The sequence below is a fragment of the Bradyrhizobium sp. RT6a genome (assembly GCF_040547675.1).
Classification (GTDB): domain Bacteria; phylum Pseudomonadota; class Alphaproteobacteria; order Rhizobiales; family Xanthobacteraceae; genus Bradyrhizobium.
In genome coordinates this window covers 52,633-72,129 of record NZ_JBEPQC010000008.1, presented here as the reverse complement: position 1 = coordinate 72,129, position 19,497 = coordinate 52,633, and the positions used below count along the sequence as shown (strand labels likewise).

At 64.2% G+C, this 19,497-nt stretch carries 14 protein-coding genes; 6 read left to right on the top strand and 8 right to left on the bottom strand.

Translation table 11 applies throughout. From position 1 onward, the window contains the following. Window positions 1-85 precede the first annotated feature (85 nt). The 7 genes from ABIC03_RS31235 to ABIC03_RS31205 all read right to left on the bottom strand — a co-directional run bounded on the left by ABIC03_RS31235 (window position 86) and on the right by ABIC03_RS31205 (window position 8,926). On the bottom strand, window positions 86-2,062 hold the full coding sequence (locus ABIC03_RS31235) for an acetyl-CoA carboxylase biotin carboxylase subunit (protein ID WP_354063805.1): 1,977 nt from the start codon (window positions 2,060-2,062) through the stop codon (window positions 86-88). Continuing rightward, window positions 2,059-3,675 (bottom strand): acyl-CoA carboxylase subunit beta, encoded by a 1,617-nt coding sequence (locus ABIC03_RS31230; RefSeq protein ID WP_354063803.1) that lies wholly within the window; start codon window positions 3,673-3,675, stop codon window positions 2,059-2,061. Before ABIC03_RS31230 ends, ABIC03_RS31235 begins: the two co-directional genes overlap by 4 nt. A gap of 113 nt (window positions 3,676-3,788) precedes the next feature. Then, window positions 3,789-4,655 (bottom strand): beta-keto acid cleavage family enzyme, encoded by an 867-nt coding sequence (locus ABIC03_RS31225; RefSeq protein WP_354063801.1) that lies wholly within the window; start codon window positions 4,653-4,655, stop codon window positions 3,789-3,791. A gap of 194 nt (window positions 4,656-4,849) precedes the next feature. Then, the gene (locus tag ABIC03_RS31220) at window positions 4,850-5,650 is read right to left on the bottom strand and encodes a helix-turn-helix domain-containing protein (protein ID WP_354063799.1); all 801 of its coding nucleotides are present in this window, start codon (window positions 5,648-5,650) and stop codon (window positions 4,850-4,852) included. A 204-nt stretch (window positions 5,651-5,854) separates the two neighbouring features. Next, complete coding sequence (locus ABIC03_RS31215; protein WP_354063797.1) at window positions 5,855-6,511, bottom strand: glutathione S-transferase family protein; 657 nt, start codon at window positions 6,509-6,511, stop codon at window positions 5,855-5,857. Beyond that, the gene (locus ABIC03_RS31210; protein WP_354063795.1) at window positions 6,511-7,674 is read right to left on the bottom strand and encodes an acyl-CoA dehydrogenase family protein; all 1,164 of its coding nucleotides are present in this window, start codon (window positions 7,672-7,674) and stop codon (window positions 6,511-6,513) included. The genes ABIC03_RS31215 and ABIC03_RS31210 overlap by 1 nt, the downstream gene beginning before the upstream one ends. 115 nt (window positions 7,675-7,789) lie before the next feature. Beyond that, window positions 7,790-8,926, bottom strand: a complete 1,137-nt coding sequence (locus ABIC03_RS31205; RefSeq protein ID WP_354063793.1) for an acyl-CoA dehydrogenase family protein — start codon at window positions 8,924-8,926, stop codon at window positions 7,790-7,792. A 263-nt stretch (window positions 8,927-9,189) separates the two neighbouring features. On the opposite strand from ABIC03_RS31205, the gene ABIC03_RS31200 reads away from it, so the two are divergent. Both ABIC03_RS31200 and ABIC03_RS31195 read left to right on the top strand, forming a co-directional pair. Further along, entirely contained in the window at window positions 9,190-10,740 is a 1,551-nt protein-coding gene (locus ABIC03_RS31200; protein ID WP_354063789.1) for an acyl-CoA synthetase, read from the top strand. Between the two features lie 85 nt (window positions 10,741-10,825). Beyond that, on the top strand, window positions 10,826-12,046 hold the full coding sequence (locus ABIC03_RS31195) for an ABC transporter substrate-binding protein (protein ID WP_275168541.1): 1,221 nt from the start codon (window positions 10,826-10,828) through the stop codon (window positions 12,044-12,046). A 63-nt stretch (window positions 12,047-12,109) separates the two neighbouring features. On the opposite strand, the gene ABIC03_RS31190 is transcribed toward ABIC03_RS31195, so the two are convergent. Further along, a complete protein-coding gene (locus ABIC03_RS31190) occupies window positions 12,110-12,880 on the bottom strand; it encodes a helix-turn-helix transcriptional regulator (protein WP_354063787.1) in 771 nt (256 codons plus the stop codon). Between the two features lie 183 nt (window positions 12,881-13,063). On the opposite strand from ABIC03_RS31190, the gene ABIC03_RS31185 reads away from it, so the two are divergent. From ABIC03_RS31185 to ABIC03_RS31170, 4 genes are all read left to right on the top strand, one after another. Further along, window positions 13,064-15,325 carry a marine proteobacterial sortase target protein gene (locus ABIC03_RS31185; RefSeq protein WP_354063785.1) on the top strand — a complete coding sequence of 754 codons (2,262 nt, stop codon included), beginning with the start codon at window positions 13,064-13,066 and terminating at the stop codon, window positions 15,323-15,325. A gap of 169 nt (window positions 15,326-15,494) precedes the next feature. Next, window positions 15,495-16,064: a class GN sortase gene (locus ABIC03_RS31180; protein ID WP_354063783.1), complete on the top strand. Its 570-nt coding sequence runs from the start codon at window positions 15,495-15,497 to the stop codon at window positions 16,062-16,064. Window positions 16,065-16,286: 222 nt separating this feature from the next. Continuing rightward, a complete protein-coding gene (locus ABIC03_RS31175; RefSeq protein ID WP_354063781.1) occupies window positions 16,287-18,506 on the top strand; it encodes an acetate--CoA ligase family protein in 2,220 nt (739 codons plus the stop codon). 157 nt (window positions 18,507-18,663) lie between these two features. After that, entirely contained in the window at window positions 18,664-19,494 is an 831-nt protein-coding gene (locus ABIC03_RS31170; protein ID WP_354063779.1) for an MlaD family protein, read from the top strand. The last annotated feature ends 3 nt before the right edge of the window (window positions 19,495-19,497 follow it).

The following is a 19,497-nucleotide window of genomic DNA, read 5'->3' as shown; positions in this document are numbered from 1 at the left end:
CCCACCATTCAATCGCAATCGCCGCACGATGGTGGGCACGGCGCTGCGCGCCTTCGCCCACCCTACGATAGCTACGCTTGCCGCCCTACCCCGCCCCGATCTCCGCCACGATCTTCCCCGTCGTGACCTGCTCGCCCTCGGCGACGTCGATCGCGGCGACCACGCCGTCGATGCCGGCCTTGTGGACGTGCTCCATCTTCATCGCTTCCAGCGTCATCACCGGCTGACCGGCGGTGACGCGGTCGCCGGGCTTGACCAGGACGGCAACGACGCGACCGTTCATGGCGGCGCGAACCTTGCCATCGCCGCCGTTGCTTGCGGCGGCCTTCGGCGCGGCCAGCGTGAGATCGGTCGCCGCGAGCGGGATGCCGCGGCGCTGGAGGTGGAGCCGGTCGCCATCGCGCAGGAATTTGGCGCTGTCCATCACGCCGTCATGGCGGAAGCGGATCGCGTCGAAATCGAGCTGATCGATCTCGAACTTATCCTCCCGGCCGTCGATGGCAACAGTGTAGCCGCCATCGCGTTCGCGCCAGACTTCCAACTCATACGCCTGGCCTGCGATCTCGATCTTCGCAGGCAGCGGGAACGTTGCCGCGAGGCTCCGTCCGCGGCGCCAAGCCGGTGCCTGCGGGTTCGTGACGTAGAGCAGCAGGCCGGCCAAAGCCATATCGAATGCGGCGTCCGCGCGCCACGCCAGCAACTCGTCGCGATGCGCACCAATGAATGCCGTGGTCGCCTCGCCTTTGGCGAAGCCGGGATGACGCAAGCACGACATCAGGAAGGCCTGATTGGTGGTCACACCGAATCCGGTCAGTTGCTCCAGGCCGACGATCAGCCGCCCCCTCGCCTCTTCGCGGGTCGCGCCATGGGCGATCACCTTGGCGATCATGGAATCGTAGAACGGCGGAATCTCGGAGCCCGATTGCAGCGCATGCTCGACTCGGACGCCATCCGGCACCTGCCAGCGCGCCATGCGCCCGGACTGCGGCATGAAATCATGCGCGGCATCCTCGGAGCACAGCCGCACCTCGATGGCGTGGCCGGTGAAGCGAATATCCTGCTGCTTCACCGGCAATGGCTCGCCGCGCGCGACGCGCAGCTGCAATTCCACGAGATCAAGCCCGGTGATCGCTTCGGTCACGGGATGCTCGACCTGGAGTCGCGTGTTCATTTCCATGAAGTAGAACGCGCCGCTCGTATCGAGCAGAAATTCGAGCGTGCCGGCCCCCTCGTAGCGCAGCGCCTTCACCGCGGCGACCGCGACCTCGCCCATCTTTCCGCGCAGTTCCGGCGTCACCGCGGGCGACGGTGCCTCCTCGATCAGCTTCTGGTGACGCCGCTGCACCGAGCAGTCGCGCTCGCCAAGATGGATGGCATTGCCATGGCTGTCGCCAAATACCTGAATCTCGATGTGACGGGGATTCTGGATGGCGCGTTCGAGGATCACCGTCGGATCGCCAAACGCCGCCTTCGCCTCGGACCGAGCGCTACGCAGTGCATCGGGGAACGAATTCGCATCCACCACGAGCCGCATCCCGCGCCCACCGCCGCCGGCGACCGCCTTGATCATCACGGGAAAGCCGATCTTCTTGGCCTCCACGAGCATCACCTCGTCGCCCTGGTCGGCGCCCTGATAGCCCGGCACGACGGGCACGCCGGCCTTTTTCATGATCTCCTTGGCACCGGCCTTGTTGCCCATCGACTCGATCGCCTGCGGCGAGGGGCCAATGAAGACGAGCCCGGCATCCTTGCAGGCTTGCGCAAAATCCTCGTTTTCGGCGAGGAAGCCATAGCCGGGATGAACGGCATCCGCGCCACTGGCCTTTGCGGCCGCGATGATCGCGGCGATGTTGAGATAGGATTGCGCCGGCAGCGCTTCGCCGATGCGCACGGCCTGGTCGGCCTGTTGCACATGAAGCGCATCGCGATCCGCATCCGAATAGACCGCGACGACGCCGAGCCCGAGCTTCCGCGCGCTGCGCATCACGCGTAGCGCGATCTCGCCGCGATTAGCGATCAGGACCTTGAAGAACGGTCGGTGCTGCACTGATCCGTTCCTCATGGGCGAGCCACCGAAAACTGCATACGTTGGGGTGTACGCGCATCGCCCTCGCGGCAGATCGCGAGCACTTCCGAGAGCACCGCGCGGGTGTCGCGCGGATCGATCACGCCGTCGTCGAGCACGCGGGCGCTGGTCGAGAACACGTCCATCTGGCCGTCGAACACGCCAACGATCTGCGCCTTCATGGCATCGAGCTTTCCTTTCTCGACCGGCTTGCCCCGACGAGCTGCTGCGGCTTCGGTGACGATCGCCATGGTCTCGGCGGCCTGCTCACCGCCCATCACGGCCGTCTTGGCGTTGGGCCAGGAGAAGCAGAAGCGGGGATGGAAGCCACGCCCGCACATGCCGTAATTGCCGGCACCGAACGAGGCGCCGCAATAGATGGTGATCTGCGGCACCGTCGCCGACGTCACCGCCTGGATCATCTTGGAGCCGTGCTTGATCATGCCGGCTTCTTCGTAGGATTTGCCGACCATGTAGCCGGTGGTGTTGTTCAGATACAGCAATGGCGTGCGGGTCTGGCAGCACGCCTGGATGAAATGCGTCGCCTTGTTTGCACCCGCCGGATCGAGCGGGCCGTTGTTGGTGATGATGCCGATGGCCCGGCCCTCGATGCGGGCGTGGCCGCAGACGGTCGCCGGGCCGTAGTTCGGCGCCATCTCGGTGAAATCGGAATCGTCGACGATGCGCGCGATGACCTGCTTCATGTCCACGGAGCGCTTGTGGTCCATCGGCATGATGCCGAGCAGCTCGTCCTGATCGTAGCGCGGCGGCTTGTATTGCGCAGCTCCCTGGTCCGGCCGCTCCCATTCCAGCGCCGTCATGATCTCGCGCGCGATGCGCAAGGCGTCGCGGTCGTCCTCGGCGAGATAGTCGCCGAGGCCGGAAACCTGCGTGTGCATCTCGGCGCCGCCAAGTTCCTCCTCGGTCGCGATCTCGCCGGTTGCGGCCTTCAGCAGCGGCGGCCCGGCAAGGAAGGCGCGGGTGCGGCCGCGGACCATGACGATGTAGTCGGACAGGCCGGTCTGATAGGCGCCGCCAGCGGTCGAAGAGCCATGCGTCACGGTGACGACGGGCAGCCCGGCCGCCGAGAGCCGCGCGAGATTGCGAAAGATGTTGCCGCCACGGACGAAGTCTTCGACGCGGTAACGCAGGAGATTGGCGCCGGCGCTTTCGACCAACTGGACGTAAGGCAGCTTGTTCTCCAGCGCGAGCTCCTGCACCCGCAGCGTCTTGTCGAGACCATAAGGCTGAAGCGCGCCGGCATCGATGCCGGAATCGTTGGCGCTGACCATGCAGCGGATGCCCGAGACGAAGCCGATGCCGGCGATGACGCCGCCGCCGGGCACGCTTTTGTCCGGATCCGATACGTCGAACATGTAGCCGGCGAGCGTGGACAGCTCGATGAAGGGCGCGCCGGGATCGAGCACCAGCGCGACGCGTTCGCGCGGCAACAGCTGGCCGCGCTTGTGGAATCGGTCTTTCGCCGCGGCCGACGCCGCGCGCGTACGCTCTTCCAGCGCGCGCATGCGGTCGATCAGGCCAAGCATGCCGTCGCGGTTGGCGCGGTAGGCGGCGCTGCCGGGGGAAATGGTGCTTTCGAGAATGGACATGATTATTTCCTACCCGTCATTGCGAGGAGCGGAGCGACGAAGCAATCCAGACTGCATTCATGGAAAGATTCTGGATTGCTTCGCTTCGCTCGCAATGACGGCTGGGGCTACATTCAGCGATTCGTCCCAAAAATCTTCCGCGCTTCCGCCGGGCTCGCGATCTCGCGACCCGCACGGCGGGCGCAGGCGGCGATGGCCTCGATCAGCTGGCCGTTCGACGTCACCTTCTTGCCGTCGGCGAGATAGAAGGCATCCTCGAGACCGGTGCGCAGATGGCCGCCGAGCTCGGCGCAACGCTGGTGCAGCGGCCAGATCTCTTCGCGACCGATCGCGGTGACCTGAAACTGCGCCTCGGGACACTTCAGCTTGATCAGGATCGGCAGCAGATCGGGATCCGACGGCATGCCGGAGGCGACGCCCATCACGAAATTATATTCGAGCGGGCCCTTGTACATGCCGACCTGGCGGTACATGCCGACACAGCGGACGATGCCGACGTCAAAACATTCAAATTCGGGGATAGTGCCGACCGCGTTCATGACGTCGAGATAGTCCTTCACCTTCTCGACCGCGTTGTCGAACATCATCGGCGGCCAGGCCCAGCTGTTGTCGGCCTTCACCTTCAGATAGTTGAGCGAGCCGGCATTGCAGGCCGCGATCTCCGGCCTGGTCTCGCGGATGCAATCCAAGGCGCCGCTGTAGTTCGGCCCGGAGACGCCGGAGGTGTGATTGATGATCACGCCGGGGCAGGCTTCGCGGATCGCCTGCTGGATCTCCTTGCTGACGCTGACCTCCCAGGACGGCAGATGCCCCTTGTCCGGCGCCTGCTGGCGCAGATGGATGTGCATGATGGACGCGCCGGCATCGAACGCAGCCTTGGCCTCGCGCGCCATCTGCTCGGGCGTTACGGGCACATTGTGCTGCTTCGGGTCGGTGAGCACGCCGTTCAGCGCGCAGGTGATGACGGCCTTGTCGCTCATGCCTTGAATATCTCGCACGTTGACAATTCAACGTTTGCGATCATGTGATGGGCGGCATGCGGCTTCTTGCGCGGAGAAGCTGGAAAGCGAGATGCCGTGGGGTGGGTTAGCCGAAGGCGTAACCCACCTCTTGAGCTTCCTTGGAGGCACAGTTGGTGGATTACGCCTTCGGCTAATCCACCCTACGAAGGATATCAGCTCGCCTCCGCCAGCCTCACCGTCTCGCTGCTGCGATAAATCGCAAGATCGCGCGAGCCGACGAAGATCGCGCGGGGCTTCAGTCCATAGAACCGGCGGATCGAGTGGCTGAAATGGGTGCTGTCGGGATAGCCGATGTCTTGCGCGAGATGGGCGAGGTTGAGGTCCTGGTTGGCGAAGTGCAGCAGATGCCGCGCGCGTTTCCAGGCGCGGAAGGAGCGAAACGAGATGCCGGTCTCTTCCTTGAACAGATGCAGGAAACGCGAAGCGGAAAGTCCGGCGTCCGCCGCGCATGTGTCCGCCGTCACGGGCTCACCTGTGAAGCGGCCGATACGGGCGACCGCACGCGTCACGCGGGGGTCGAGCACGCGGCGCGGCAGCGCTTCGGCAAAACACATCTCGTCGAATTCGGCAGTGGTGATGTCGCCGTAGCGGCGCTGGCGCAGCAGCGTGTAGGCGGCAAGGATCTTGCGGGCATAGACCGTCCTGTCGGGTCCGGTGAGCCGCTCGGCCAGGACCTCGATCACGCCATCGGGCATGCTCTCCGGCTCCAGCGTTACGCTGATCGCGGTGCGGTAATCGCTGGCAATGGAATGCCGCTGGTTTGGCAGGGTGACGAACAGCTCGCCGGTGGCGAGAGCATCGTCGATCGTGAGATGCAGGCTGCCCTTCACCGCGACATAGACATGGCAGCAGCCGGGCGTCCGCTTGCGGGGGCGGCCGAGCAGGCCGGCATAGAATACCCGCTCCGGCGTGATCAGCATCAAATGGTCGGATTCGCGACCGTTATCTTCCATTGGGATCCTCCTCGCGCGGCTCTTTGGCCGCTGCGGACGGAGGTCACCTTAGCGGAAATCTGGGCGCTGTCACGGCGGGATAGCGCTATCATGAAGCGCAAAAGGTCGGCACTCCGGGACGGATGGCGGGAGGGCCCGGAACTCTTCAACTAACGCCGTCCCGGCCTAGTGCGCAATTGCGCACGGGGGCCGGGACGACCAGTCTTAAGCCCTCACCCTTGGCGCCACGTTCTGCTCGAGGCCGGCCTGTTGCTCCGCAGCAACCGCGCGCTTGAAACCATCGCGCTGCTGCAAGCGCGCCCAATAGGCTGCGACATTTGGCCCAAAATCCTTGGCAAGCCCGATATTGTCGGCGAGGCGGAGCGCGTAGCCGATCACGATGTCGGCGGCAGTGAAGCGGCCGGCGCACAAGGCCTCGGTATTTGCGGTCGCTGCCTCCACGGCGCGCAGCCGGCCCAAGAACCATTTGGCATAGTCGCCGGCGACCTGCGGATTGCGGCGCTCTTCCGGCTCGAGCTGGGTATATCGGAGCACTAGCGTCTGCGGGAAGGTTAACGTGGCGTCACTGAAATACATCCAGTTCAGAAACGCGCCATAGGCGGGATCTTCCGGCCCGACCATCAGTGGTGTCGGTCCATGCCTGACACCGAGATAGTGGCAGATGCCGGACGATTCCGTCATCCTGGTCTCGCCATCGACCATGAAAGGAATCGTGCCCAACGGATTGAGCGCGAGGTATTCCTTCGCAAAGACCCGCGGCGGGAACGGCAGCATCTTCAATTCGTAGGGAAGCCCCATCTCCTCCAGCATCCAGAGCGGACGGAAGGAACGCGCAGCATCGCAGTGATAGAGCGTGATCATCAGGAATTTCCTTTGCTGCCGGGCAGCGTGCCCATCATCTTGCACAGGACCATCAGCATGACCTCGTCGGCACCGCCGCCAATCGATGTCAGGCGGCTGTCGCGATAGGCGCGGCTAACCGGCGTCTCGTTGGTAAAGCCCATTCCGCCCCAATATTGCAAGCAGGCGTCGGTAAGCTCGCGGCCGAGTCTCCCGGCCTTCAGCTTGGCCATGGTCGCAAGTTTCGTGACATCCTCGCCCGCCACCAGCGCCTCGCCAGCACGGTAGATCAGTGCACGCAACAGCTCGACCTCGGTCTGCATCTCCGCGAGCTTGAAGTGAACGACCTGGTTGTCGAGGATCGACTTCCCGAAGGCCTTACGGTTTCGGGTGTATTCGATGGTCTCGTTGATGATGTATTCGTGCGCCTTCAGGCAGGCGGCCGCGCCCCAGAGCCGCTCCTCCTGGAATTGGATCATCTGGTAGGTGAAGCCCTTGCCCTCCTCGCCGATCCGGTTGCGTCTGGGCACGCGGACATTGTCGAAGAAGATCTGCGCGGTGTCGGAGGAGCGCATGCCCAACTTGTCGAGCTTGCGCGCGATGGTGACGCCCTTGGTCTTCATCGGCACGCAGATCAACGATTTGTTGCGGTGAACGAGCCCTTCGCCCGTATTGGCGAGCAGGCAGATCCAGTCGGCCTGAGTGCCGTTGGTGATCCACATCTTGCCGCCATCGATGACGTAGTCGTCGCCGTCGGAGCGCGCATTGGTCTTGATCGAGGCGACGTCAGAACTCGCGCCCGGCTCGGAGACGCCGATGCAGGCCACATAGTCGCCGGAGATCGAGGGCGCCAGGAATTCGCGCCGCACCTCGTCCGAGCCGAACCGCGCCAGCGCCGGCGTCGCCATGTCGGTCTGCACCCCGATCGCCATCGGCACGCCGCCACAGGTAATGGCGCCCAGTTCCTCCGCCATCATCAGCGCATAGGAATAGTCGAGGCCGGAGCCGCCGAATTCGACCGGCTTGTTCAGCCCGAGAAAGCCGAGGCTGCCCATCTTCTTGAACAGCTGGTGCGCCGGGAAGATGTCGGCCTTCTCCCATTCATCGACATGAGGATTGATCTCGTTGGCGATAAATTTTTGTAGGGAACGGCGGATCTCGTCGTGGTCGGCGGTAAACAGCATTTCTTTCCCTTTGTCATTCCGGGGCGCGCGAAGCGAGAACCCGGAATCCAGAGATGAGTCCTACAATATCGAGATTCCGGGTTCGACGCTTCGCGTCGCCCCGGAACGACCGAGGTCACAACCCCATCTGCCGGCTGGCCAGATCTTTCATGATCTCCTCGGTGCCGCCGCCGATGGCGTTGACCTTGACCTCGCGGTAGATGCGCTCGGCCTTGATGCCGCGCATGAAGCCCGCGCCGCCAAAAATCTGCACGGCTTCAGAGGCGCAGAATGCCATCGTCTGGGTCGCCTGGTTCTTCATCATGCAGATCTCGGCGACCGGGCTTTCGCCCTGCTCCAGCCGCCAGGCCAGCATCTCCAGCATCGCTTGCGATGCGGCGACTTTCTGCGCCATGTCGACGATCTTGTGGCGGATCACCTGGTGCTGCGCGAGCGGCTTGCCAAAGGTCTTGCGCTCCTTGGCATAGGCAATCGCCTCGTCGAGGCAGACGCGCGCGAACGCGGTGCAGCCCGCCGCCATGCCCATGCGCTCGCTGTTGAAATTCTGCATGATGATCTTGAAGCCCTGGCCTTCCTCGCCAATCAGGTTTTCCGCCGGTACGCGGCACTCGTCGAAATGCAGGGTCGCGGTGTCAGAGGCCCACCAGCCCATCTTCTTCAGCTTTGTCCGCGACAGGCCGGGCGTATCCCCCTCGATCAGGAGCAGGCTGACGCCGCCGGCGCCCTCACCGCCGGTGCGCACCGCAACGGTCAGATAGTCGGCGCGCATGCCGGAGGTGATGAAGGTCTTCTCACCGCTCACGACGTAGTGATCGCCGTCGCGCCGCGCCTTAGTCCGGAGGCCCGCGACGTCAGAACCGCCGCCCGGCTCGGTGATCGCAAGCGCGGATATCTTTTCGCCGCTGAGCACCTGAGGCAACACGCGCGCCTTAACCTCGGCGCGCGCGGCCCGCGCGATCGGCGGCGAACCGATCGTATGGCTCATCAAGCTGGCGCTGACGCCGCCGGCGCCAGCCCGCGCCAGCTCCTGGCTGGCGACGATCTTCATGAACTGGTCGGCGGCGATCCCGCCATATTCCTCGGGGAATCCGAGCCCCAAGAGCCCGATCTCGGCCGCCTTGCGATAGAGCGCGCGCGGGAATTCGCCGGCCTCGTCCCACTCGTGGGCGAAGGGCGCAATCTCCTTGTCGACGAAGCGGCGCATCACCTCGCGAAAGGCGTCATGCTCGGCGGTATAGAACGGGCTCATCATCGCACTCTCGCCTTGCTGGCGGATTCGTCTCGTCCACCATGGCCGGAACCTTGGCGGCTCACTTGCGCGGAGTGGCTGGCCGGGGCTCCCCTCCGAGCAGGCCCGCTCTAGCAACTCAACGCAAGACGATTTTCACCGCGCGCGCGCCAACTCCGGATCAAAAAAGACGTGGCGCACAAACTCCGGCTGGCCCCAGGGCCATGCCGGGCATGGTGCACGGCAATAGGGACGCGGGCGGCACAAGTCCGCCGAGGGAGGAATTCTTGGCCGTTCGTTACTATGACTGGATCGCCCACCATGGCCGCCGCACGCCGAACAAGATTGCGGTGATCGACCTCGCGAGCGAGCGCCGCTTCACCTATGCGCAGCTCGATTCGCGTATCTCGCGTCTCGCGTCATTCCTGCGCCACACGCTGAAAGTCTCACGCGGCGAGCGGGTCGCGGTGCTGGCACTGAACACGACCGATACGCTGGAGGTGCAATTCGCCTGCGGACGGCTAGGTGCGGTCTTCGTACCGCTGAACACCCGCCTCACCGTTCCCGAGCTCCAGTTCATCACCGGCGATTGCGCCCCGAAGGTGATGATCCACGACACCGATCTCGCCGAAACGGCGCTTGCCGTCGCAAAGCTCTGCGGCATTGCGACCAGCCTGCTGCTTGGTCCCGGCGGGACTTACGAGGCCGGTATCGCCGCCGCAAAGCTGCTTGAGACAATCGAGGAGGTTACCCTCGATGATGTCTCGACCATCATGTACACCTCCGGCACCACGGGCCATCCCAAGGGCGCCACCATCACCCATGGCATGACCTTCTGGAATTGCGTCAATCTCGGCGGCCCCGCCTGCATCGGGCCCTCGTCGGTGCTGCTCACCGTGCTGCCGCTGTTCCACACCGGCGGCCTGAATTGCTACACCAATCCGGTGCTGCATGCCGGCGGCACCGTGATGATCATGCGCGCCTTCGATCCCGGTACGGCGCTTGGTCTGATCAATGATCCCGCGCAGGGCATCAACGTGTTCTTCGGCGTGCCCGCGATCTACCAGTTCATGGCACAGCACCCGGCCTTCGCGACCACCGACCTCGGTCGCCTGATCGTCGGCGGTGTCGGCGGCGCACCGATGCCGGTGCCGCTGCTCAAGGTCTGGGAGGCGCGCGGCGTCGCACTCCAGCAGGGCTACGGCATGACCGAGACCTCGCCGGCCGTGCTGGTGCTCGACCGCGAGGATGCGGCACGGAAGGCCGGCTCCGCCGGCAAGCCGGTGCTGCACACGGAAGTGCGCATTGTTCGCCCTGATGGCAGCGACGCCGATGTCGGCGAGCTCGGCGAACTCTGGGTTAAGGGACCGAACATCACGCCCGGCTACTGGAACAGGCCGGAGGCGAACAAGACGTCGTTCACCGATGGCTGGCTGCACACGGGCGACGCGACACGCGTCGACGAGGAAGGTTTTTACTACATCGTCGACCGCTGGAAGGACATGTACATCTCCGGAGGCGAGAACGTCTATCCGGCCGAGGTCGAGAACGTCCTGCACCAGCTCAACGCCATCGCGGAAGCCGCCGTGATCGGCATTCCCGATGCGCAATGGGGCGAGGTCGGCCTCGCCATCGTCGCGATCAAGCCCGGCCAGCGGTTGACCGAGGCCGATGTCTTCGCGCACTGCGCGGCGAATCTCGCGCGCTTCAAATGTCCACGCCAGGTCTGCTTCGTCGATGCGTTACCCCGCAACGCGACCGGCAAGATCCACAAGCCGACCTTGCGTAAGGAATTCTCAGGCGCCTCGGAAGTCGACAAGATAGCTGCCAACGCCTGATCAAAGCGCCCTCTCGTGGGCGCTTTTCTTTTTCGACGTGCCTGCTCCGACCCAGAAGAAACCTCAAGGGATTTAAGGAATTTTCATGAACAAGAAACTCCCCCTGCTTGCCGCAGCAACGGCGTTGGCGCTGCTCACAACCCAAAGCGCCCATGCTCAAAAAGCGTACGACACGGGCGTCACCGACACGGAGATCAAGATCGGTAATGTCGAGGCCTATTCCGGCCCGGCTTCCGCCTACGGCGTCATCGGCAAGACCGAGGAAGCCTATTTCAAGATGATCAACGATCAGGGTGGCATCAACGGCCGCAAGATCAACTGGATCTCCTACGATGACGGCTATTCGCCGCCGAAGACCGTTGAGCAGATCCGCAAGCTGATCGAGAGCGACGAGGTCTTCCTGGTGTTCAACGCGCTGGGCACGCCGACCCAGACCGCTGTGCAGAAATATCAAAACGCCAAGAAGGTGCCGCAGCTGTTCCTTGCCACGGGCGCCAGCAAGTGGAACGATCCGAAGAACTTCCCCTGGACCATGGGCTTCCAGCCCAGCTACCGCGTCGAAGCCCAGATCTTCGCCAAATATATTCTGAAGGAGAAGCCGGACGGGAAGGTTGCCATCTTCTATGCCAACGACGATTTCGGCAAAGACTACCTCGCCGGGATCAAGGACGTGTTCGGTGAGAAGGCATCGAAAATGATCGTGGCCGAAGAGAGCTACGAGACGTCGGAACCCTCGATCGATGCTCATATCGTCAAGCTCAAGGGCACCGGCGCCGATGTCTTCGTGAACATCGCGACCCCGAAATTCGCGGCGCAGGCGATCAAGAAGATCGCGGAGCTTGAGTGGAAGCCGATGCATCTCATGACTGATGTCTCGGTGTCGATCGGCGCGGTGATGAAGCCGGCCGGCCTCGAGGCATCCGAAGGGGTGCTGTCGGCGGGCTATCTGAAGGATGCCTCGGATCCGCAGTGGAAGGATGATGAGGGCATGAAGAAGTTCATGGTCTTCATCGACAAGTACATGCCCGGTGCAAATATTTCCGACGCCAATCTGGTTTACGCCTATGCCGCGGCTCAGACGATGGTACAGGTGCTGAAGCAGGCGGGCGACAATCTGACCCGCGAGAATGTGATGAAGCAGGCAGCGAGCCTCAAGGACTTCGTCCCCGACACCCTGATCCCGGGCATCAAGATCAACACCTCCGCAACGGACTTCGCGCCGATCGAGCAGCTCAAGATGTGGCGGTTCAAGAAAGGCCAGTGGGAGCTGTTCGGCGACATCATCAGCGCCGAAACGGGCGGCTAGCTCGCGACGATCGCACGGACCTCGACGAAAATAGCGGCCGAAAGGCCGCTATTCTTTTGTGTGCTAACCCGGCAGGAACAGTGCGAAGGACTCCTCGACCGTGCGGCGCAGGTGCTTTCGATACGACGCGTGGTTTTCATCGTCGGGCCCGATCCGTCCCAGCGACGGCTTCTGAACATTCCTGAGCGGCACATAGGCGATCGGCGCGGCGATCGGCGTCAGCTGCGAGCCGGGGCCGGCGCGGAGCGTCGAGATGATCCCGTACATCTCGCCGGCGACCGTCGGCCGCGACACCGTGATCACGCGATGCTGACCATGCTTGATGATGACGAGATAGATGAAGCCGGACTGATGCGGCACCGCGACCTCGCCGGTGTGTTCATAGGCGGCATCGGTCCGCTCCCCCTCGCGGAACACCAGTGAAGAGACCTTCGGCTCCCAGACGATCTCGGTGCGGTAGGCGAAGATCGCGTCCTTGTCGCCGAACGACGGTCGCAGCGTGATGTAGACGTCCTCAAGCCAGGTCACCGCGCGATGGGCATAGGAGCCGAGGCTGTCGGGCGCGACATCGCTGGCGGCCGGGGGCGCCACCATGGCGGAGCTTCTGCGCAGGGAGACGCCCAGCGCCTGCTCCAGCCGCACCGTGGTCGCCAGCGTGAACGGCCGTCGGCCGCCGAGCACCTTCTCCAGCGTGGACAGGCTGAGCTTGGCCTGCTCGGCCAGCGCCTGCCGGGAGATCCGGCGCCTGGCGAGCTCCTCGCGAATGGTCTCCGCGATCTCGCGACTCTGCTCGTCCGAAAGCTGCTTGTCGGCGAATTTGTCCTGCGTCTGCATCGTGGCCCTGCTCCAGGACGACATCCTAGCAGGGCGGACAAACCAGCACAAAACCGCACTTGGCCACCCGGCGGCAGGCCGCGCGGGCCGGCCGCGGCGGATCATTGCCGATCATTCTGCTCGCGAGATCGGGCCGTCCCGGCGGATGCTCAGAGCCAGCAAACATCCTCGGGAGCAGGCCAAATGGATACCTACGACACGACGGACAGCAACGAACACCCTTGGCTGGGCAGACTCATCGTGGTCGGACTGTTCCTTCTGGCGCAGGGCATCGCGGTGATGCTGGTCGCCTTCGTGGCGCTGCTGGTGAGCTTCCAGCCGGGCTGGTCGGCAACGACGGAGCAGGCCAGCCTGCTTCAGCCCGGCGACGCCAAGTCCGGCACCCTGCTTCTGAAGGAGGACGGGGCCTACACGGAAGCGATCCGCCTCGGCATCGACGTCGACATCACGGTCTCGGGCCCGACACTGCGAGCACGAGTCACCCAAATCTTCCGCAACCCGACCAAGGACTGGGTCGAGGCGACCTATGTCTATCCGCTCCCCGCCGGCGGTGGCGTCGATTCGCTGAAGATGGTGGCCGGCGACCGCGTCATCGTCGGCGACATCAAGGAGCGGCAGCAGGCGCGCGTGATCTACGAAGAGGCGCGCCGCGCCGGCCAGAAGGCCGCGCTCACGGAACAGGAGCGGCCGAACATCTTCACCAACTCGGTCGCCAATATCGGCCCCGGCGAAACCGTGCTGGTGCAGATCGAATATCAGGAGCCGGTGCATCAATCCGGCAACGAATATTCGCTGCGCCTGCCGCTGGTGGTCGGGCCTCGCTACAATCCGGCGCCGATCGTCCAGAGCGTCGATTTCCGCAACGATGGCTCCGGCTGGGACGCGACGAACTCGGACCCGGTGCCGGACCGCGATCGTATCTCGCCGCCCGTGCTGGATCCCGCCAGGGATGCGCCGGTCAATCCGACCAGCATCACGGTACGCCTGAACGCCGGCTTTGCGCTCGGCGAGATCAAGAGTCCCCATCATAACGTCAAGGTCGAGAGCCCGGACAAAACGACGCGAATCGTCTCGCTTGCCGACGGTGCCGTGCCTGCCGACCGCGATTTCGAACTGTCCTGGAAGCCGGCCGCCGTGATGGCGCCGTCGGTCGGCTTATTCCGCGAGCGCGTCGGCGACGCCGATTATTTGCTCGCCTTCGTCACCCCGCCCGCCGCCGAGCAGGCGACGCAGAAGCCACGGCCGCGCGAGGTGGTGTTCGTGATCGACAATTCCGGCTCGATGGGCGGCACGTCGATCGTTCAGGCCAAGGCGAGTCTCACCTACGCGCTCTCCCGTCTCCAGCCCACCGACCGTTTCAACGTCATCCGCTTCGACGACACCATGGACGTGCTGTTTCCGGCCTCCGTGGCCGCGGATGCCGAGCGTGTCGGTGAAGCCACCTCGTTCGTCAGCGCGCTGCAGGCGCGTGGCGGCACCGAGATGGTGCCGGCGATGCGGGCCGCGCTGACCGACAAGCTTGGCGACGCCGGCATGGTTCGTCAGGTCGTGTTCCTGACCGATGGTGCAATCGGCAACGAGCAGCAATTGTTCGAAACGATCACGGCGATGCGCGGCCGCTCGCGCGTGTTCATGGTCGGCATCGGGTCGGCGCCCAACACCTACCTGATGACCCGCGCCGCCGAACTCGGCCGCGGTGCCTTCACCCATATCGGCTCCGTCGAGCAGGTCGAGGAGCGCATGCGCGGCCTGTTTGCCAAGCTCGAGAACCCGGCCGTGACGGGCCTGAGCGCAAAGTTCTCCGAAGCCAAGGCCGACGTCACACCGACGATCATTCCCGACGTCTATCGCGACGAGCCGCTGGTGCTGGCGGCAAAGCTCGACACGCTCGCGGGCTCGGTCGAGATCAAAGGCCGCGTCGGCGACCGCCCATGGTCGGTGACGCTGCCGCTGCAAAATGCGGCCGAAGGCAAAGGCCTGTCGAAGCTTTGGGCCAAGCGCAAGATCGACGATGCGGAAGTGGCGCGCACCCTGCGCGAGATGACGTCCGAAGACTCCGACAAGGCGATCCTGGCACTGGCGCTCGACCATCAGATCGTTACGCGGCTCACCAGCCTCGTCGCGGTCGACAAGACGCCGAGCCGTCCCGAAGGCGAGCCGCTCAAGCTCAGCGAATTGCCGATCAACCTGCCGGCCGGTTGGGATTTCGCGAAGGTCTTTGGCGAACGACAGCAGGCTCCGGCGCAGCTCCGCGAGCGTCACGCCGATGCGCGCAACCAGCCGGCCACGAGGCGGCCGACGCCTGCTGCACCGGATGCGATCCGCCTGCCCAAGACCGCGACCTCGGCCGAGCTGAAAATGACCGCAGGCCTGATCCTGGTCGTGCTCGCCCTAATCCTGTTCGTGTTCAACCGGCGTCAGTCCTTGCTCGCTGACGCCGCTTGAGAGAGGAGCCCCCCGAACTCCTCTGTTAGCGCGCGCGGCTGCCCGTCCCACACCAACGGCCGCGCGCGCCTTTTTGATGTCATTGCGAGCGCAGCGAAGCAATCCAGGCTGCCTCCGCGGAAAGATTCTGGATTGCTTCGCTTCGCTCGCAATGACGAGTGTGGAAACAATGCCCCGCTTCATCTCTCCCCTGGTTCTCGCCCTGATCGGCATCATCCTGTTCGGCGACGGCGCCTACATCCATGCCAAAGCGTGGCTCGCGCAGGTGCTGCTGGAGCGCGCGTTCGACCGGAGCGTTGCGACCGGCGAGGTCGTCAGGCCATGGTCATGGGCCGACACCTGGCCGGTCGCGCGGATCGAGGTCAGGCGGATCGGCGCCAGCGCGATCGTGCTGGAAGGCACGAGCGGCCAGGCGCTCGCTTTTGGGCCCGGCCATCTCCGCCAAACGGCTGACGCGGGCGAGCGGGGTGTTGCCGTATATGCAGCGCATCGCGACACTCATTTCCGCTTCCTGCGGAATGTCGCCATTGGTGACGTAATCGATGTCACACGCAGTGACGGCAAGCACTTTCGCTATCGCGCGGATTCCTCCACTGTCGTTCGTTTTGATGCATCAGGTCTCGGTCCCGCAACTCAGGACTTTGAGCTCGTGCTCGCGACCTGCTGGCCGTTCGACGCCATCACGTCCGGCCCCGAGCGCTACATCCTTCATGCCACCCTGATCGGAGCCGATGAATAGCGGTTAGCACTCGCTCCGCCCCCCCTCTTGAATCCGCCCCCGACCTGTCCGCGTGTCGACGTCGTCTACGGCCATCGCGTCTTCATCGATCGCCGATCACCAGAGCTTGATGCGCGCTCATTCCATCGCACGGCATACCCGCCCAACTGGTTGCCAGTCCGAAGAACTCGCCATAGAACAGAGCGACGCACCGCCAACAAGAACAACAGGTGAGGTCACACCATGGAAGCTCGCGTATCTGCCGCCTCCGGTTCATCGCGCCCATGGTCTCCGCCGCCCGACGCCAGCGACATCGTCAAGGGCATCCACGCCATGCTGCATCCGCGCAACATCGTGCTGGTGGGCGCGACCGACAAGCCCGGCAACTATGCCGAGCGCATCTGGAACAATTTGGTCAAATACGGCTATGAGGGCGGGCTCTATCCGGTCAATGCCAAGCGCGACGCCATCTGGGGTGTCCCCTGCTACAAGGACTTTGCAAGCCTGCCGGAAAAGCCCGACCACGTGCTGGTGCTGGTGCCGGCGCGCTTTGCCGTGCAGGTAATCCGCGATGCCGCCGCGGCCGGCGCGCGCTCGGCCACCATCGTCACCTCGGGCTTCAGCGAGTTGCAGGACGAGGAGAGCCAGAAGCTCGCCGCCGAACTGCAAGCGGCCGTGCGCGAGACGGGATTGGCGGTCACCGGCCCGAACTGCCTCGGCAATTTGAGCGCCGGCGAAAAGCTCTTCACCAATATCGACGACCGTATCGTCACCATGGAACAGGGCGCGGTGGCGATTGCCGGGCAGTCCGGCGCCATCGTCATGGCGATCCGCCAGGCACTGGAAGATCGCGGCGTCGGGGTCGGCTACATGGTGACGACCGGCAACGAGGCCGGGCTCGAGACGCCGGACCTGATGCGCTATTTCGCAGAGGATCCGAGCATCAAGGTGATCGTGGTCTACCTCGAAGGCGTCCGCAACACCAAGGCATTCCGGGACGCCTGCAAGGCGGCGCGCGCCGCGAGCAAGCCGGTGATCGCGCTCAAGCTCGGGGCGTCCGAAGGTGGCCGCGCGGCGGCGATGGCACACACCGGCGCGCTCGCGGGCTCGATCGAGACATTCGACGCCATTGCAACGCGCGAAGGGGTCATCAGGGTCGGCGGGCTCGACGAGCTGATCGAGACCACCGAATGCTTCGTCCACGCCGCTGTGCCCAGGGGCGACCGGCTCGCTGCGGTGACGCTATCCGGCGGCAAGCGCGGCATGCTGATCGACGCCTTCGACGCAGAAGGCCTGAATTTTGCACCACTCAGCTCGCATGTCGGCTCGGAGCTGGCAAAGATGCTCGGGCCGGGCTCGATCGTCGGTAACCCGCTCGACGCTGGCTTTGCAGCTGTGGTCGATCCCTCCGTCTACATGAAATCGATCGGGCTGATGATCGACGACCCCGATATCGATATCGTCATTATCGATGCCGAGCTGCCGAAAGCGCCGCACGAGCTGCGCGAGCGCAATCTGCGCATCGTCGACGAGATGGCGAGCCGAGCCGGCAAGCCGGTGATCTATATCAGCGCGATGTCGATCGGCTTTACTGAATTCACCAAAACCTTGCGTAAATCGCTGCCGCATCTTGCGGTCATGCAGGGCATGGATCGCGCGGTGACTGCGATCAAGTCGCTGCTCGACTATGCCAAGCTGCGCAAGGAAGTGCCTGATATTGTCTCGAGCTCGAAGCCTGCCGCGCGTGCGGTGCTTGAGAAGGCGCTGAAATCGGCAACCGGCGCCGCGCTCGACGAGGTCGCCTCGAAGAAGCTGCTGAAGGCCTATGGCATCCCGATCTCGAAGGAGGCAATCGCACACACGGCAGCCGAGGCCGTGAAGATCGCCAAACAGATCGGCTTCCCGATCGTGGCAAAAGTCGTCAGCGCCGAGATCCTGCACAAATCAGACATCGGCGGCGTGGTGCTGAATCTCAACAACCCGGCCGAAGTGAAGAAGGCATTCGCCGACATCACCGCGCGGGTGAACAAGCTGAAGGGCAAGCCGAAGCTCGACGGCATCCTGATCGCGCAACAGGTCAAGGCCGATCTGGAACTCGTGGTCGGCGCCTCTCTCGATGCCGAGATGGGTCCGGTCGTGCTGTTCGGCACCGGCGGCATCGACATCGAGCTGATGAAGGACGTCGCGCTCGCCGGTGCGCCGCTGGACGAGGCTGAGGCCCGGCTTCTGATCGGCCGGACCAAGGCCGGTATCAAGATGCGCGGCTATCGCGGCAAGCCGGCCTTGCACGAGGCCTCCGCGGTGAAGGCGCTGGTCGGCCTGTCCAACCTGATCGCGGACGCCGGCGACCGGATCGCCTCGATTGACGTCAATCCGTTCCTGATCAATGCCAAAACAGGCGTCGCCGTCGATGCCCTGATCGTGCTGAACAATGCTGCGGCCAAACGCGCCGCCGGGCATTGATGTCGCGTAGGGCGGATTAGCGCAGTGTAATCCGCTAATCCTTGCGACAAACGCGAGAGGAAGCGGCGGGTTACGCTTCCCTAACCCGCCCATCCTATTATTGCGGCCACAGCATCATCCTTCCAACTTCCCCGCTTTGGCCGTAAAATCATCCCGCATGGCACGCGCGAGCAATCTGGTGATCGGAACGGCGACGCTGGCGGTGATCGCCGTGGCGTTCGGCGGCGTGCTCGGCGTGCAGAAATGGCGCACCCTCCAGAGCCGCAGCCCGTTGCGCGTGGTATTCGAGGGCGGCTCCGCCAGCGGATTGCGCCGCGGCGGGCCGGTCAATTTCGACGGCGTCCCAGCCGGCCAGATCCTGTCGATCAAGCTGGACAATCCGCGCAAGGTCGTGGCCCTGGTAATGCTCGACAACTCCGCGCCGATCCGCAAGGACACCGTCGCGGGCATCGAGTTCCAGGGTCTCACCGGCGTCGCCGCGGTGTCGCTGATCGGCGGCGCGCCCTCGGCGCCGCCAGTGCCGCTCGACTCGGACGGCGTCCCCGTGCTGACCGCCGATCTCAGCGACGCCGAATCGATCGTCGACACCCTGCACAGTGTCGACCGTACGATCGTCAGCAACGCCCCGGCAATCAAGGAGGGCCTGCGCACGTTCGAGAACTACACCGCCGATCTCAGGAGCAAGGGCGGCGAAATCGATTCCGTCATGGCCAAGGTCGACAGCGCCTTCGCGGGCTTCGACAAGGCGGTCACAAAGATCGAGGGCGTGGTGCCCGGCTTTGCCGACGGCAAGGCGGATGAGCTGTTCGAAAAGATCCAGGGATTGCACGAGCTCGCCGACACCATGAAGAAGAAATCGGCAAACTTCCTCGAGGAGATCCGTCGCTCGCTGCTCGACGTCAGCGAAGCCGCCAACAAGATGAGCGGGACACCCACCCCCGCCGCCGCTCCGCGACCGCCGCGCAAGCCGGCGCAGCAGAAGCGGTAGACC

Excerpts from the sequence above, each read along its gene's own strand:
- ABIC03_RS31205 (WP_354063793.1), bottom strand. The coding sequence starts at position 8,926 with ATGATGAGCCCGTTCTATACCGCCGAGCATGACGCCTTTCGCGAGGTG.
- ABIC03_RS31170 (WP_354063779.1), top strand. The coding sequence starts at position 18,664 with ATGGCACGCGCGAGCAATCTGGTGATCGGAACGGCGACGCTGGCGGTG.
- ABIC03_RS31215 (WP_354063797.1), bottom strand. The coding sequence starts at position 6,511 with ATGATCACGCTCTATCACTGCGATGCTGCGCGTTCCTTCCGTCCGCTC.
- ABIC03_RS31175 (WP_354063781.1), top strand. The coding sequence starts at position 16,287 with ATGGAAGCTCGCGTATCTGCCGCCTCCGGTTCATCGCGCCCATGGTCT.
- ABIC03_RS31230 (WP_354063803.1), bottom strand. The coding sequence starts at position 3,675 with ATGTCCATTCTCGAAAGCACCATTTCCCCCGGCAGCGCCGCCTACCGC.
- ABIC03_RS31210 (WP_354063795.1), bottom strand. The coding sequence starts at position 7,674 with ATGCTGTTTACCGCCGACCACGACGAGATCCGCCGTTCCCTACAAAAA.
- ABIC03_RS31220 (WP_354063799.1), bottom strand. The coding sequence starts at position 5,650 with ATGGAAGATAACGGTCGCGAATCCGACCATTTGATGCTGATCACGCCG.
- ABIC03_RS31180 (WP_354063783.1), top strand. The coding sequence starts at position 15,495 with ATGCCCCGCTTCATCTCTCCCCTGGTTCTCGCCCTGATCGGCATCATC.
- ABIC03_RS31185 (WP_354063785.1), top strand. The coding sequence starts at position 13,064 with ATGGATACCTACGACACGACGGACAGCAACGAACACCCTTGGCTGGGC.
- ABIC03_RS31195 (WP_275168541.1), top strand. The coding sequence starts at position 10,826 with ATGAACAAGAAACTCCCCCTGCTTGCCGCAGCAACGGCGTTGGCGCTG.
- ABIC03_RS31225 (WP_354063801.1), bottom strand. The coding sequence starts at position 4,655 with ATGAGCGACAAGGCCGTCATCACCTGCGCGCTGAACGGCGTGCTCACC.
- ABIC03_RS31235 (WP_354063805.1), bottom strand. The coding sequence starts at position 2,062 with ATGAGGAACGGATCAGTGCAGCACCGACCGTTCTTCAAGGTCCTGATC.
- ABIC03_RS31190 (WP_354063787.1), bottom strand. The coding sequence starts at position 12,880 with ATGCAGACGCAGGACAAATTCGCCGACAAGCAGCTTTCGGACGAGCAG.